Here is a 13,556-nt window from a genome sequence, read left to right as displayed (position 1 = left end):
TCGCGGGCGTCACCCATCCTTGCACTTCTCGTGGGGCTGTCCACACCCGGTCAGGTCAGGTGAACCAGCCGTTCAGTGGGCACGGTGAGGGCCACCCCGGCAGAATGTCCGCCATGGGTATGTTCGATCGATTCCGGCGCAAGGGGCGCACGAGCCGTCCGGCGCGGGACGCGGAGCGCACCGGCTCCACGCGGGTCCGCGCGTCCGACAGCGCGGACGCGCAGCACCTCGAGCAGTTCGTGACGACCCGCCAGGGGGTCGAGGGGTTCGTCGAGCCGCGCACGGCGGTCAGTGACGTGACGATCCTGCTGGTCGCGCACGACGGGGAGTGGACGCGGCGACGCGTGCCCAGCGTGAAGTGGGCCCACGACTTCGCCAACAAGCACCGCGTGCCGTCGTACGACGCCGCCGTGGTCGGCGTGCCCCAGCGGATGCGCGACTACAACGCGCGCAAGAAGGCGCAAGGCATCTAGCGAGCGTCAGGCTCGTGGGCCTTGGTTTCGACACGCTCGCTTCGCTCGCTGCTCAACCAGCGGCGGACCTCCCTCGCTCGCTGCTCAACCAGCGGCGGACCTCCCTCGCTCGCTGCTCAACCAGCGGCGGACCTCCCTCGCTCGCTGCTCAACCAGCGGCGGACATCTCCCGGGCGAGCTCGACGAGCGTGGTGACGCCGAACCCGGTCGCGCCCGAGGGGACGTGGCCGTACGGGCCGCCGAGGTTCATCTCCTTGCCGGCGATGTCGAGGTGCGCCCACGGCAGGCCGCCGGTGAACTCGCGCAGGAACGCCGAGGCGTAGAGGCCGCCGCCCCAGCGGACCCAGTCGTGCTGGAGCAGGTCGGCGACCTTGGAGCTGCTGATCCGCTCCTTCATCTCCTCGGGGACCGGCATCCGCCAGTGCTGCTCGCCGGCCGCGACTCCGGCGGCAAGGACCGCGGGCACCTGGTCGTCGGTGCCCATCACGGCGCCGACCTTGTCGCCCAGGGCGAGCTGCATGTGGCCGGTGAGGGTGGCGATGTCGATCACGACGTCGGGCTTCTCGTCCACCGCCAGCGACAGCGCGTCGCCCAGCAGCATCCGGCCCTCGGCGTCGGTGTTGGCGATCTCGACGGTCGTGCCGTTGTGCATGGTGATCACGTCGCCGGGACGCGTCGCGGTGGCCGACACCATGTTCTCCGCCATCGGGGCGAACGCGGTCACCTTGATCGGCAGTCCGAGGCGCGCGATGGCGAGGGTGGCGGCGACGACGCTCGCCGCGCCGGCCATGTCGCCCTTCATGTTCACCATGCTCGACGACGGCTTGATGGTGAGGCCGCCGGAGTCGAAGGTGACGCCCTTGCCGACCAGCGCGAGGTGCACCACCGCGTCCTTGGGCGCCCAGGTCAGCTTGGCCAGGCGGGACGGGGACTCGGAGGAGTCGCCGACGCTGAGGATGCCGCCGCAGCCCATCGCGGCGAGCTGCTCGTGGTCGAAGACCTCGAGCTTGACCTTCGGGGCGCCGCGACCCTTGGTGACGTCCTTGTGCGCCGCGGTCACCAGGTCGGCGAGCAGCGGGGGAGTGCAGTCCCTGGGCGGCATGTTGACCCAGTCGCGGCACAGCACGACCGCGTCGGCCAGGATCTCGGCGCGCTCGAGGGCGGCGACCGCCTCGGCGCGGCGTGCGATGGGGCTGAGCACGACGACGTCGGCAGGCTCGGTGGTCTCGCTCTTCTTCGACTTGTAGGCGGTGAAGGTGTAGCCGCCGAGCCGGTGGCCCTCGACGACCGCCTCGATGAGCTCGGGGGTCTCGCTCGGCAGGGCGAGGGCGACCGAGGCCGCGTTGGCGACGCTGCGGGCCGCGACGCCGGCGGCACGTCGTACGGCGACCGGGTCGCCTGCGTCGTCGCCGAGGCCGACGAACACGAGCAGCGGCGCGTTGACCTCGTCGCGCGTCGGCGCCTTGACCGCCTCGCCCGCCTTGCCGGTCACGCCCATCGTGGAGAGGAAGGGCCGCAGGCGGCGGCCGTACGCCTTCGCGACGTCGGCCGCGGCGTCGCAGAGCTGTGGTCCCTTGTCGCCGGCGACGACTCCCACGACGACGGCGTCGGCGCGGGTCTTGGCGGGGCTGGCGCTGCGGAGCGAGTACGAGGTCACCCGCGCATGTTAGGGGAGTCCTGACGTCTCGGACGCTGCGGTAGGTTGCGCGGCATGGCCGGAACGCTCAAGCAGTCGCCCCTCCACGACCGTCACGAGGCCCTCGGCGCCAAGTTCGCCGAGTTCGGTGGATGGTCGATGCCGCTCGAGTATCCGAGCGGCGTGGTCAAGGAGCACACGGCCGTGCGCGAGTCCGTCGGCATCTTCGACGTGAGCCACCTCGGCAAGGCGATGGTGTCCGGTCCGGGTGCCGCCGACTTCGTCAACGCGACCCTCTCCAACGACCTGGCCAAGATCGAGGCGGGCAAGGCGCAGTACACGCTGTGCCTCGACGAGTCCGGCGGCATCGTCGACGACCTCATCGCCTACTGGCACGACGACGAGCACGTGCTGCTGATCCCCAATGCGGCCAACACCGCCGAGGTCGTACGCCGGCTGCAGGAGGCCGCGCCCGAGGGCGTCAAGGTCGTCAGCCACCACGAGGACTACGCCGTCCTCGCCGTCCAGGGCACGCGCTCCGACGAGGTGCTGCAGAAGGTCGGCCTGCCCACCGGGCACGACTACATGTCCTTCGTCGAGGCGCCGTTCGAGTCGGCGAGTGCCGGTGACGACGCCTTCGGTGTGGTCGTCTGCCGCACCGGCTACACCGGTGAGCGCGGCTACGAGCTCGTCGTCGCCAACGCGGCCGCCGGCGAGCTCTGGGACCAGCTGATGGCGGCGGGCGAGGAGCACGGCATCGCTGCCTGCGGCCTCGGCTCGCGCGACACGCTGCGCACCGAGATGGGCTACCCGCTCCACGGCCAGGACATCAGCCTCGACACCAACCCGGTCGAGGCCGGGCTGTCGTGGGCGGTCGGCTGGAAGAAGGACGCCTTCTGGGGCCGCGAGGCCGTCATGAAGGTGAAGGAGGAGGGGCCGAAGCGGCGCCTGCGCGGCCTGATCGCCGTCGGCCGCGGCATCCCGCGGCCCGGCATGGGCGTCACGCTCACCCAGGACTTGCCGCTGGCGGACATCACGTCCGGCACCTTCTCGCCGACGCTCAGGAAGGGTGTCGGGCTCGCGCTGATCCCGGTGATGGTGGCGGAGGACGCGCAGGTCGGCGTCGACATCCGTGGCCGCCGCGAGATCTTCCAGCTCGTGAAGCCGCCGTTCGTCGACCCGTCGGTGAAGGAGTCCTGACGTGCTCCCCGGACAGCCCCCGACCTTCCGGCAGCCCTCGGCCGCCGACCGGCCCTGGTGGTGGCGGCTCGAGGACGCGGCCGGCGAGGTCGTCGAGGTCGCCGAGCACGCCGACCAGCGCTTCAGCACGCAGGGTGACGCCGAGTCCTGGGTCGGCGAGATCTGGGCCGAGCTCGCGGAGCACGGGGTGGCCGCGGTGACGCTCTTCGAGCACGAGCGCCAGGTCTACGGGCCGATGTCGCTGAGCGCCTGATCCCATCCGCGGCCGGTCCTCGCACCGAAGCACACGTCGTGACCGTGAACGCCGACTTCACCCGCTATGTCGAGGCCCGCTGGACCGACCTCGTCGGAGGGCTCGAGGACGAGGACGTGGCGCCGGAAGCGGCCCGGATCGCGGTGGCGGAGACGCTGCTGGCGAGCCGTCGCTCGTGGTCGCGCCGGGTGCGCGACGAGCAGGTCGACGTCAGCCTCTGGGCAGAGCTGCGCGAGCGCACCGGCCTGCCCGCGCGGCCGGGCGAGCCGGCACCCCACGGCGTACGCCCCTCCGATCCGCGCGACCCGCCCGAGCCGTGGTTCGCCCGGGCTGAGGCCCTGCGCGGTGCGCGTCGGCGACGGGGACTGGTGCGCGCCGCAGCAGGGGTGCTGGTGCTCGCGGTGCTCGCGACCGGGTGGCAGTGGTGGGCGTCGCGGCCACCGGCCGCCGAGGTGCGCGAGGAGGCCAACGAGCTGCCGGTCGTCTGGTACTCCCAGGGTGAGCTCCACCTCGAGGACGTGGTGGTGACGCTTCCGGAGATCGAGGAGTTCGCCGCCTCCGGCTCCGGCGTCGTGGCCCGGCTCGGCTCGGGCAGCGTCGTGCACGTGGACGCCGACGGTGACGTGACGACCGGCCACGACTCCACGGAGGCGCTGGACGACCCGCCGGAGGCACCGACGTTCATCGCCTTCACCCAGTACGACGTCCTGGTCCAGGCCGCTCCCGTCCCGGGCGGCGGGTGGGCCTACCTGCTCGACTCGTCGCGTCGCGACAGCGCGCAGGACGCCCTGCGCCAGTCGGAGTCCGGACGCCGCGCCCTGGTGGTCTGCATGTCCGAAGGCAAGTGCGGCGAGCCCGTCACGATCCTCGGCGCGGGCGGCTCGATCCGTCTGCGCTGATCGTCTAGCGTCGCGCCTCGTGGCTGAGGCGTTGTGGACGGGTGTGGCTCGGGCGTACGCGCAGAGCTTCGCGGGGTTGACCGCGGGAGGCATCCCGACCCTGGTCGCAGGACTGCCCCCGGGTGGGCGGCTGCTCGACGTCGGCTGCGGCACCGGTGCACTCGTGCGGGCCGCCCGCGACGGCGGCACCGAGGCGGTCGCGGTGGACCTGGACCCCGACATGGCCGCACTCGCCGCGTCGAGGCTGGGCACCGACGTCACCGTGGCCGGCCTGCCCGACCTGCCGTTCGCCGACGACGGCTTCGACACCGTCGTCGCCAGCTTCGTGCTCAACCACGTCGAGGATCCCCGGTCCGGGTCGCGCGAGCTCGTCCGCGTCGCGGCACCGGGCGGGTCGGTCCGGGCGACCGTCTGGACGTCGGCTCCCACCGTGCACGGTGCGCTGTTCCGCGAGGTCATGGAGGCGAGCGGCGCCGTCGAGCCCGTCATCCCACGCCTGCCCGAGCACCTCGACTTCGAACGCAGCCTCGACGGGCTGGGCCAGCTGTTCGCCGCGGCCGGCGCGCCGGTGGTGGAGGCCAGGATGGTCGACTGGGACTGGCGGGTGAGCCCCGACGACTTCTGGGCGGGCGTCACCGGTGGTGTCGGGAACACCGGCGTGGTGTGGGCGGCGCAGGACCCCGACACGCAGGTGCGGATGCGCGAGGAGCTCGACCGGCTGGCCGCTCCACTGCTGGAGGACGGCGTGCTGGTCTTCGGGGCCTCGGCGGCCTACGTCGAGGCGCGCGTCCCGCGGTCGTAGGAGGTCGTAGAGTCGTCCCGTGCGCGCCTACCTCGACCTCCTCCAGCGGATCCTCGACGAGGGCGTCGAGAAGACCGACCGCACCGGCACCGGCACGCTGAGCGTCTTCGGGCACCAGATGCGCTTCGACCTGGCCGAGGGCTTCCCTCTGGTGACGACGAAGAAGGTGCACACGCGGTCGGTGTTCGGCGAGCTGCTGTGGTTCCTCCGCGGCGACACCAACGTGAAGTGGCTGCAGGACCGCGGCATCTCGATCTGGGACGAGTGGGCGGACGACAACGGCGACCTCGGGCCGGTCTACGGCTACCAGTGGCGCTCGTGGCCCACCCCCGACGGGCGGCACGTCGACCAGGTCGCCCGCCTCGTCGAGGGCATCCGCACCAACCCCGACTCCCGGCGCCACATCGTGTCGGCCTGGAACGTCGCCGACGTCGACGACATGGCGCTGCCGCCGTGCCACACGCTCTTCCAGTTCTACGTCGCCGACGGCCGGCTGAGCTGCCAGCTCTACCAACGCTCGGCCGACACCTTCCTCGGCGTGCCGTTCAACATCGCGTCGTACGCCCTGCTGACGCACATGGTCGCCCAGGTGACCGGGCTCGAGGTGGGGGAGTTCGTGCACACGATGGGCGACGCGCACCTCTACCTCAACCACGTCGACCAGGCCCGGCTCCAGCTCACCCGCGAGCCGCGGCCGCTGCCCTCGCTGGTGCTCAACCCGGCCATCACCGAGCTCGACGGCTTCGACCTCGAGGACATCGCGGTCGAGGGCTACGACCCGCACCCGGGCATCAAGGCGCCCATCGCCGTATGAGCGGTCCGCGACCCGACCAGCGCGTGGTGCTCGTCGCTGCCCATGCGCGCAACCGCGTGATCGGCAACGGTCCCGACATCCCCTGGCGGCTGCCGGGCGAGCAGGCACAGTTCAAGGAGCTGACCTGGGGGCACACGCTGCTCATGGGCCGCACGACGTTCGAGTCGATCGGCCGCCCCCTCCCGGGGCGTACGACGATCGTGCTCACCCGACACGCGGACTGGGCCCACGACGGCGTGCTCGTCGCGCACACCGTCGAGGACGCGCTGGAGCTCGCCGCGGACCAGCCCGGTGACCTGATGGTCGCGGGCGGCGGCGAGGTCTACGCCGCGCTGCTGCCCTGGGCGACGCACCAGGTGCTGACCGAGGTCGACCTGGAGCCCGAGGGCGACGTGCACTACCCGCAGTTCCCTGCCGGGGACTGGGTGGAGACCGCGCGAGAGTCCTTCGACGGCTACGAGCGGGTCTGGCTCGAGCGGATGGCCCCAGCAGCGTGAGCCCCCAGGAGCTGCGGCTGGGCGTGGACCCGGCCTCGGGCGTGCCGCCCTTCGAGCAGGTGCGCGACGCCATCCGTGCCCAGGTCGAGTCGGGTGTGCTGGAGCCCGGGTTCCGGCTGCCGCCGGTGCGCACGCTCGCCGCGTCCCTCGATCTCGCCGCCAACACGGTCGCCCGCTCCTACAAGGAGCTCGAGGCCCTCGGCGTCGTCGAGACCCGCGGCCGGGCCGGGACGTTCGTCGCGGGGCGCAGGGTGGAGCGCTCGGTGCGTGCGGCTGCTGCGTCGTACGTCGACACCGCCCGGACGCTCGGGCTCTCCGACGCGGCGGCGCTCGAGGCCGTACGCCGAGCACTCGCCGCCGGCTGAGCAGCTTGCGCGGCTGGTCGCGCATCGCGTTCGCTGACTGAGCAGGTCGCGCAGGGGGTTCGCTGGTTGAGCAGGTCGCGCAGGGGGTTCGCTGGTTGAGCAGGTCGCGCAGGGGGTTCGCTGGTTGAGCAGGTCGCGCAGCGACCGTGTCGAAACCCAGAACACCTCGCGCCTCTCCTCGTGTCCGTCTTGCGTTCGCTCATGCATCCGAAAAGGTTCTCCACAGATCTGTTTCTGCAGGTCCGGGTGTCGGTGGGCTCTGGGAGACTTCTCCCATGACCACCACCACCGCAGCTCCGAGCAGCCGGGCCACCGCCCGGCCGGTGCTGGAGCGTGCGGTGGCTGCGATGACGTCTCGCCGGCAGGCCGACGTCGAGGTCCTGGAGTCGGCGCTGGCGTGGGCCCACGCCCACGTGCCGTCCGGTGATGACCTCCACCCTGCAGACGCTGCAGACGCTGCAGACGCCGCGGACGCTGCGGACGCTGCGGACGCTGCGGAACGCTGCGGACGCTGCGGACGCTGCGGACGCTGCGGACCCTGCGGACCCTGCGGACGGGGCAGGTGTGGCGGGGTGGCAGTGCGACTGGATGCCGTGGCCGGGGTCGTATGCGGCGGCGATGTTCGGGGAGCGGGCGGTCCCGATCGCGGGTGTGGGTTCGCCGGCGGTGGCGGAGTTCGCGGTGATGGAGCTCGCCGCTGCGCTGCGGCTCTCCCACGAGGCAGCGCTCGCGCTGGTGGGTGAGGTGCTCGACCTGGCGCACCGGCTTCCCCGGACGTGGGCCCTGGTGAGGGAGCTGTGGGTCCCGGCGCATCTGGGGCGTGAGGCCGCGCGGGTCTCGCGTGACCTCGACCTGGCTACGGCCGGGCACGCGGACCGGCTCCTGGCGTGGCAGCCGAAGCGGCTGAACCCGCACCGCATCGGGGTGCTCATCCACGAGGCCCGGCTCTACGCCGACCCCGACCGCGCGGTCGCCGACCACGACCGGGCGATGGCCACCCGCAAGGTCGAGTGCCGTTACGGCACCGGCGCGCCCGGCACGGGGGAGGCGTGGATGGTCCTCGACGAGGCCGACCTGGTCGCGTTCGACTCCACTGTCGGTGTGATGGCCGACCAGATCGGTGCCCTCGGCCACGCAGGGAGCCTGGATGTGCGTCGTGCGCACGCGGTGGGGATCCTGGCCGACCCCCAGGCCGCGCTCGACCTCCTCGCCGTCGACCCCACCGCCCCCGACGCCGGGCACGACCCCGCGGTGGTGGCCGCCGAGGACATCGCCCACGACGCCGCGAACCCGTTCCGCCGCCCCCACCCCGCCCACCAGGGCGCCTCGAGTAGCTCGGGTGGCTCGGGTGGCTGGGGTGGCAAGGGTGGCTCGGGTGAGGTGGTGCTGGTCTTCCACATCACCGACCGCGACCTCCTCGACACCGGTACGTCCTGGGGCTCACCGTGGGGCTCATCGTGGGGCTCATCGTGGGGTTCGGGCGGTGTCGCGGTGTCACCGAAGCTGGGTCCGGTGCTGCTGGGCCGGCTCCAGTCGTGGCTGCTCACGGCGGGGAAGGTGACCATCAGACCGGTCGTGGACCACGCCACCATCGGGCCGGTCGATGCCCACGACCCGCCGGCACGGATGGCTGCCGCGGTCCGGTTGCGCGACACCACCTGTGTGTACCCCGGGTGCGGGCGTGACGCGGAGTCCTGCGACCTCGACCACATCGAGACCTATGTCCCCGTCGACCAGGGCGGACCGCCCGGCCAGACCCGTCCCGACGCACTCGCACCGCTGTGCCGCAGATATCACCGGGCCAAGACCTTCGGTGCCTTCACCTACCGACGCCTCCCGGACGGGGCCTACGAATGGACCCTCCCGACCGGGATCACCGTGACCACCGGCCCCGTCACCCACCGCCCACGCCGACGAACCTGAGCGCCCCACAGCCCGACACCACCGGTGATCGGGCCACAGGCACGTCGTCAGACCATTCAAATCCGTTGCCCCGTGAGCGCCCAGGCATGAGGGTGCGTCCATGGACGACACCAGTGGCGACGCCACGGCCGAGGGTCCCTGGGACGCCGCCGACCGTGCCGCCGAGGCCAACGCTCTGCACCGCCCGGTCGTCATCGGTCCCGACGTCGTGTCCCGACCTGCGGGTCCGGGCAGTGCGACCGTGCACGACTTCCTCCGACACCTGCGGGCCACGGGACTGACCTGCGTCCCGGAACCACTCGCGATCGATGACGGAGTCGAGACGCTCCGCTTCATCCCGGGAGCCGACGGTGGCGAGGGTTGGTACCACCAGCACACCGACCGGGGCCTGGCGTCGGCGGCGCGGCTCCTGCGACGGATCCACGACGCCGGCGCCGACTGGACGCCGCCCGAGGATGCGGTGTGGGGCGCCGACGCGGTCCCCGGCGCGGACACCGTGTTCTGCCACGGTGACCCCGGCCCCTGGAACTTCATCTGGCGCGACCAGGAGGCCGTCGCGTTGATCGACTGGGACTATCTCCATCCCGCTCCACGCCTCGACGACGTGGCCTACGCCCTGCGTTGGTTCGCTCCGTTGCGGTCCGACGCGCACGCGCTGGACTGGCACCACTTCCCCGAGGTGCCCGACCGGCGCGCTCGCGTGCAGACCTTCGTCGAGGCGTACGGCGGCCTTGCGCCGTTCGACGTCGCCGACGTGGTCGTCGAGCGGATCCGCTCCGTGATCGCCCTGATGCACGACCTCGCAGAACAGGGCATCGAGCCCCAGCGCACCTGGGTCGCCGATGGTGCCGACGAACGTGATCTCGAGGAGATCGCGTGGATCGAGGCGCACCGCGACGACCTCGACGTTCAGTCGCCGCCGAGCAGGGACCCGTCGGACCACGCATAGAGGGTGGTGGGCAGCAGGTGTCCGTCCTCATCGGTCGTGCCGGGTCCGACCTGCTGTCCGCCCCGGGCTTCGTAGAACGCCCGAGCAGGAAGGTTGGCGGTCAGCACACTGAGTCGGAGGCCGACAGCGTCGAGGTCACGGAGCGCCTGGGCAGCAGCCTTGAGGAGCGACGTACCGACGCCCCTGCGGTGCTGGTCGTGGGCGACGTAGAGCGAGGAGATCTCTCCGGCGGGAGGTCCGTCGCCCACTCCCCGGACCACGCCGTGGACGAGACCGACCACCGCCCCGCTGTCGTCCTCGGCCACGAGGAGGACGTCTGCCGGCACGTCCGTGGCAGCGATGTCAGCGATCAGCGCAGCCCAGCCGTGGGCCGACGCCTCGGGCGTCCACTCCGCAGCTCGGGCCTGCCAGGCGGTGTCGGGAATCTGCTCCCGGTGCGCCGCGAGCCACGACTCCACCATGAGGAGGCCCAGTGCCGGTGCGTCCTCGGGCCGTGCCGCGCGGACCACCGTACGCATGCCACCCATCCGGCTCCCCGCCACGATCCGACGTGTCAGGGCCACCGTAGGACGGGACCTCCCGGCATGCCAGAGTCGCGCCATGGACCAGGCCTCCGCCGACATCGTCGTGGCGGCCGTCGCGCTCGTGCGTGACGGCTGCGTGCTGACGGTCCGCAAGCGCGGCACCCAGCGCTTCATGCTGGTGGGCGGGAAGCTCGAGCCGGGGGAGTCGGCATACGACGCCGCACTGCGCGAGACGTACGAGGAGGTGGGCCTGGTGATCGCGGACGCGACGCTGCTCGGCGAGTTCTTCTCGGAGGCCGCCAACGAGCCCGGCCACACCCTGCACTCGACGGTCTTCTGGGCCGAGTCCGACGCCGAACCGGTCGCGTCGGCCGAGATCGAGGAAGTGCGCTGGACGGCCCTGCGCGACCACCCCGACGACCTGGCGCCGATGCTCGAGCACCACGTGCTCCCGGTGATCCGGAAAACGTTGACTGTTCAATGACGTGGCAACACTGATCTGTGCCTCGGGCGTGGATCTGGGCGCCGTATCAAGGGTGAGGTCCACTCGGAACCCCTGATACCAGCGCTAGGACACAACCACCGTGGCCGTCCGGTCAGTCCGCCCCTCGCTCGTCGTGCGCGCCCTCGTGGTCGCAGCCCTCGGCGTCCCGACCCTCGTCACTGCAGCGTCCGCCGACACCGTCTCGCTCACGTCGAACGCCCCCTCCGACCTCGGCTGCGCCGTCCCCTCGTTGACCGGTCCCGCGCCTCTCGAGGAAGCCCTCGACGCCGGTGTCAGTGCCACGACCGTGCGGCTCCTGAACGACCTCACGCGCGACGAGCTCGCCCACATGCGTGAGGACGACACCTCGTGGCTCGACGACTGCGGACGGGTGTTCGTCGTCGACGAAGCAGTGCCCGAGCGCCAGCAGGAGGCGGTCTCCCCGGTGGCGTCGGACGAGGTCCCGGCCGACGTCTTCGGCCTCGCCTCGCGCCCCTCGTCCACGCGCACGATCTACCTCGACTTCGACGGCGCGACCTCCTCGGGCACCCGCTGGCGCAACGGCGAGCAGATCGTGTCGCCCGCCTACTCGATCGACGAGGACCGCTCGACCTTCAGCCAGACCGAGCGCGCCCAGGTCTTCCAGGCCTGGCGCGTCGTCGCCGAGGACTTCGCCCCCTTCGACGTCAACGTCACCACCCGTCGGCCCGACCCGTCGGCGCTCACCCGCTCGACCAGCTCCGACCAGGCGTACGGGATCCCGGTCGTCGTCACTCCCACCAACTCCGTCGGCGAGAGCTGCGCGTGCGGCGGCGCCGCCTACATCGGCATCTTCGGTGCGGTCGGCGCGACCGACTACCAGCCGGCGTGGATCTTCACCTCGGGCTCCGGGACCGGCGGCGACAACATCGGCCAGGTGATCAGCCACGAGGTCGGCCACACCTTCGGCCTCAGTCACGACGGCACCAGCGAGACCAGCTACTACGCGGGCGACAAGGGCTGGGCGCCGATCATGGGCTCCTCCTACAGCCGTCGAGCGACTCACTGGTCGAGTGGTGAGTACGCCGGCGCCGACAACACCGAGGACGACGTCGCGATCATCTCGGAGGTGGCGCCGACGCTGTCCGACGACCACGCCAACGGCCCGATCGGTGCGACCCGCCTGGCGGCGGGGACCCCGACCCCGGGCACCCTCACCTCGCGCACCGACACCGACGCGTTCACCTTCACCGCCGACCTCGGTACGGCGCTCACCGTGGCCGGGCCGAGCGGCTACTCCAACATCGACGTGCAGGTGACGGTCTACGACTCGGTCGGGACCAGGGTCGCGACCATCGACCCGACCGCGGACACCGCGAGCGACGCGTCGATGGACGCCACCTGGTCGACGATGCTGCCGACGGCGGCGGGCACGTACACCGCCGTCGTCGACGGTGTCGGCAACGGCGACCCGGCCGAGCCCGGCCGCTACAGCGACTTCGGCGCGATCGGCACCTACACGGTCGGGCTCGTCACCGGTGCGAGCGCGATCCCCACGCCCACCCCGACGGCCCCGTCCAGCCCGACACCGACACCGACACCGCCCCCGACTCCCACCCCCGTGCCGACCGCCAGCGCGGCGTCGACCACGACCTCGGCCACGTCGGGGCGGATGAGGTTCCGGACGACGCGCCTGCCGCGCGCCCGCGTCGGCAAGGCCTACCGCGCCGTCATCGCGTTCAGCGGTCCGGTCACCGAGGCCCGCGTCGACTGGCGGCTGCCGCCAGGGCTGAGGTGGCGTACGTCCGGTGACCGCATCGTCATCACCGGCACGGTGCGCCGCGCGTCGCACACCACGTTCTCGACCGTCCTCTCCGGCGACGGCCCCTCGGTCCGCCACCGCTTCCGCCTCGTGGCCCGCTAGGCCTGCAAGGGCTGGGGCTGCCCGACGAACACGTCGAGCTCCGCGCCCCAGCCCTCGAAGATGTCGGTCGTGCGCATGTGTCCGCGCCCGGCGTCGTACGCCGCACATGCCGCGCGAACCCGCACGAAGGTCTCCCGTATGGCTGCCGCGTCCCCGTCGAGCAGGCGCCCGACGAGGTCGAGCAGCTCGTCGGCGGGCCAGCCGTCGAGCGGGTGGGTGCGGAGCTCCCACGCCAGGTACTTGTTGTACGGCCGCACCCTCCCGGCGAGCGCGAACACCACGTCGAGCAGCCACGGCACCGACTCGTTGGCGTCGAGACGCGATTCCGGGTGCCGGCCGTCACGGTTGCTCTTGAGCGCGCGGTAGGCGAAGTTGACCCACCCGTCGAGCCGGTCGTGGTCGATGAGCACCGCATCCGCCTCGCGGGGATCCAGCGTCGCCTGCCGTCGGAGCGCGCCGGCGATGCCACCGCCTGTGCGATCGAGCAGGACCGGCGCCCACGCGCAGGACCAGCGGAACCACCACTCCTCCGTGCCGTAGGCGCCGACGGTGTCGAGCTCGGAGCGCGACCACGGGATCTCGTCGACGTCCGACGAGTGGCTCGTGGTCCTGCCGGCAGCGGCCTCGTCGCTCAGCACCACGAAGACGTCGAGGTCCGACCGGTCCGTGGCCATGCCCCGCCCGGCGGAGCCCGACAGCACGAGCCCGAGGAGTCCGTCCCCGTGATCGGCCAGATTGCGCTCGGCGAGGGTGGCGATGCGGGTGCGGTCGATGGTGGGCAGGTGGCTGGGGAACTCGAGGGTCAACGGCACGACGCCAGCCAACGCGCTCGGC

Annotated in this window: 15 protein-coding genes; 12 read left to right on the top strand and 3 right to left on the bottom strand. The window is 72.1% G+C overall.

What is annotated here, in order from left to right:
• The first annotated feature begins 113 nt into the window (after positions 1 to 113).
• On the top strand, positions 114 to 473 hold the full coding sequence (locus BM127_RS17340; protein ID WP_091200585.1) for a hypothetical protein: 360 nt from the start codon (positions 114 to 116) through the stop codon (positions 471 to 473).
• A 148-nt stretch (positions 474 to 621) separates the two neighbouring features.
• Here BM127_RS17340 and BM127_RS17335 read toward each other — a convergent pair whose 3' ends face one another.
• Positions 622 to 2,130, bottom strand: a complete 1,509-nt coding sequence (locus BM127_RS17335; protein ID WP_091200580.1) for a leucyl aminopeptidase — start codon at positions 2,128 to 2,130, stop codon at positions 622 to 624.
• A gap of 54 nt (positions 2,131 to 2,184) precedes the next feature.
• Here BM127_RS17335 and gcvT point away from each other — a divergent pair, with 54 nt between their 5' ends.
• The 9 genes from gcvT to BM127_RS17285 all read left to right on the top strand — a co-directional run bounded on the left by gcvT (position 2,185) and on the right by BM127_RS17285 (position 9,811).
• A complete protein-coding gene (gcvT, locus tag BM127_RS17330) occupies positions 2,185 to 3,309 on the top strand; it encodes a glycine cleavage system aminomethyltransferase GcvT (protein WP_091200577.1) in 1,125 nt (374 codons plus the stop codon).
• 1 nt (position 3,310) lies between these two features.
• On the top strand, positions 3,311 to 3,562 hold the full coding sequence (locus BM127_RS17325) for a hypothetical protein (RefSeq protein WP_091200575.1): 252 nt from the start codon (positions 3,311 to 3,313) through the stop codon (positions 3,560 to 3,562).
• A 38-nt stretch (positions 3,563 to 3,600) separates the two neighbouring features.
• The gene (locus BM127_RS17320; protein WP_139227781.1) at positions 3,601 to 4,461 is read left to right on the top strand and encodes a hypothetical protein; all 861 of its coding nucleotides are present in this window, start codon (positions 3,601 to 3,603) and stop codon (positions 4,459 to 4,461) included.
• Positions 4,462 to 4,480: 19 nt separating this feature from the next.
• Entirely contained in the window at positions 4,481 to 5,263 is a 783-nt protein-coding gene (locus tag BM127_RS17315) for a class I SAM-dependent methyltransferase (RefSeq protein ID WP_091200571.1), read from the top strand.
• A gap of 19 nt (positions 5,264 to 5,282) precedes the next feature.
• Positions 5,283 to 6,077, top strand: coding sequence for a thymidylate synthase (locus BM127_RS17310; protein WP_091200569.1), 795 nt, complete (start codon positions 5,283 to 5,285; stop codon positions 6,075 to 6,077).
• The gene (locus tag BM127_RS17305; protein ID WP_091200567.1) at positions 6,074 to 6,574 is read left to right on the top strand and encodes a dihydrofolate reductase; all 501 of its coding nucleotides are present in this window, start codon (positions 6,074 to 6,076) and stop codon (positions 6,572 to 6,574) included. Before BM127_RS17310 ends, BM127_RS17305 begins: the two co-directional genes overlap by 4 nt.
• Positions 6,571 to 6,939, top strand: a complete 369-nt coding sequence (locus BM127_RS17300; protein WP_217642333.1) for a GntR family transcriptional regulator — start codon at positions 6,571 to 6,573, stop codon at positions 6,937 to 6,939. The genes BM127_RS17305 and BM127_RS17300 overlap by 4 nt, the downstream gene beginning before the upstream one ends.
• Positions 6,940 to 7,365: 426 nt before the next feature.
• Entirely contained in the window at positions 7,366 to 8,862 is a 1,497-nt protein-coding gene (locus tag BM127_RS17290) for an HNH endonuclease signature motif containing protein (RefSeq protein WP_175507439.1), read from the top strand.
• A gap of 100 nt (positions 8,863 to 8,962) precedes the next feature.
• The gene (locus BM127_RS17285; protein WP_091200563.1) at positions 8,963 to 9,811 is read left to right on the top strand and encodes a phosphotransferase enzyme family protein; all 849 of its coding nucleotides are present in this window, start codon (positions 8,963 to 8,965) and stop codon (positions 9,809 to 9,811) included.
• Here the strand turns inward: BM127_RS17285 and BM127_RS17280 are convergent.
• Positions 9,772 to 10,374 (bottom strand): GNAT family N-acetyltransferase, encoded by a 603-nt coding sequence (locus BM127_RS17280; RefSeq protein WP_157829574.1) that lies wholly within the window; start codon positions 10,372 to 10,374, stop codon positions 9,772 to 9,774. The genes BM127_RS17285 and BM127_RS17280 overlap by 40 nt on opposite strands.
• A gap of 37 nt (positions 10,375 to 10,411) precedes the next feature.
• Here BM127_RS17280 and BM127_RS17275 point away from each other — a divergent pair, with 37 nt between their 5' ends.
• Both BM127_RS17275 and BM127_RS17270 read left to right on the top strand, forming a co-directional pair.
• On the top strand, positions 10,412 to 10,819 hold the full coding sequence (locus BM127_RS17275; protein WP_091200559.1) for an NUDIX hydrolase: 408 nt from the start codon (positions 10,412 to 10,414) through the stop codon (positions 10,817 to 10,819).
• 100 nt (positions 10,820 to 10,919) lie between these two features.
• The gene (locus tag BM127_RS17270) at positions 10,920 to 12,722 is read left to right on the top strand and encodes a M12 family metallo-peptidase (RefSeq protein WP_091200557.1); all 1,803 of its coding nucleotides are present in this window, start codon (positions 10,920 to 10,922) and stop codon (positions 12,720 to 12,722) included.
• On the opposite strand, the gene BM127_RS17265 is transcribed toward BM127_RS17270, so the two are convergent.
• A complete protein-coding gene (locus BM127_RS17265) occupies positions 12,719 to 13,534 on the bottom strand; it encodes a nucleotidyltransferase family protein (RefSeq protein WP_091200556.1) in 816 nt (271 codons plus the stop codon). The genes BM127_RS17270 and BM127_RS17265 overlap by 4 nt on opposite strands.
• Between the last annotated feature and the right edge of the window lie 22 nt (positions 13,535 to 13,556).

Origin of the sequence: Nocardioides alpinus, assembly GCF_900112035.1 — a bacterium.
Classification (GTDB): domain Bacteria; phylum Actinomycetota; class Actinomycetes; order Propionibacteriales; family Nocardioidaceae; genus Nocardioides; species Nocardioides alpinus.
Note: the sequence above shows the minus strand (reverse complement) of the source record. Positions and strands in the feature narration are given on the sequence as shown.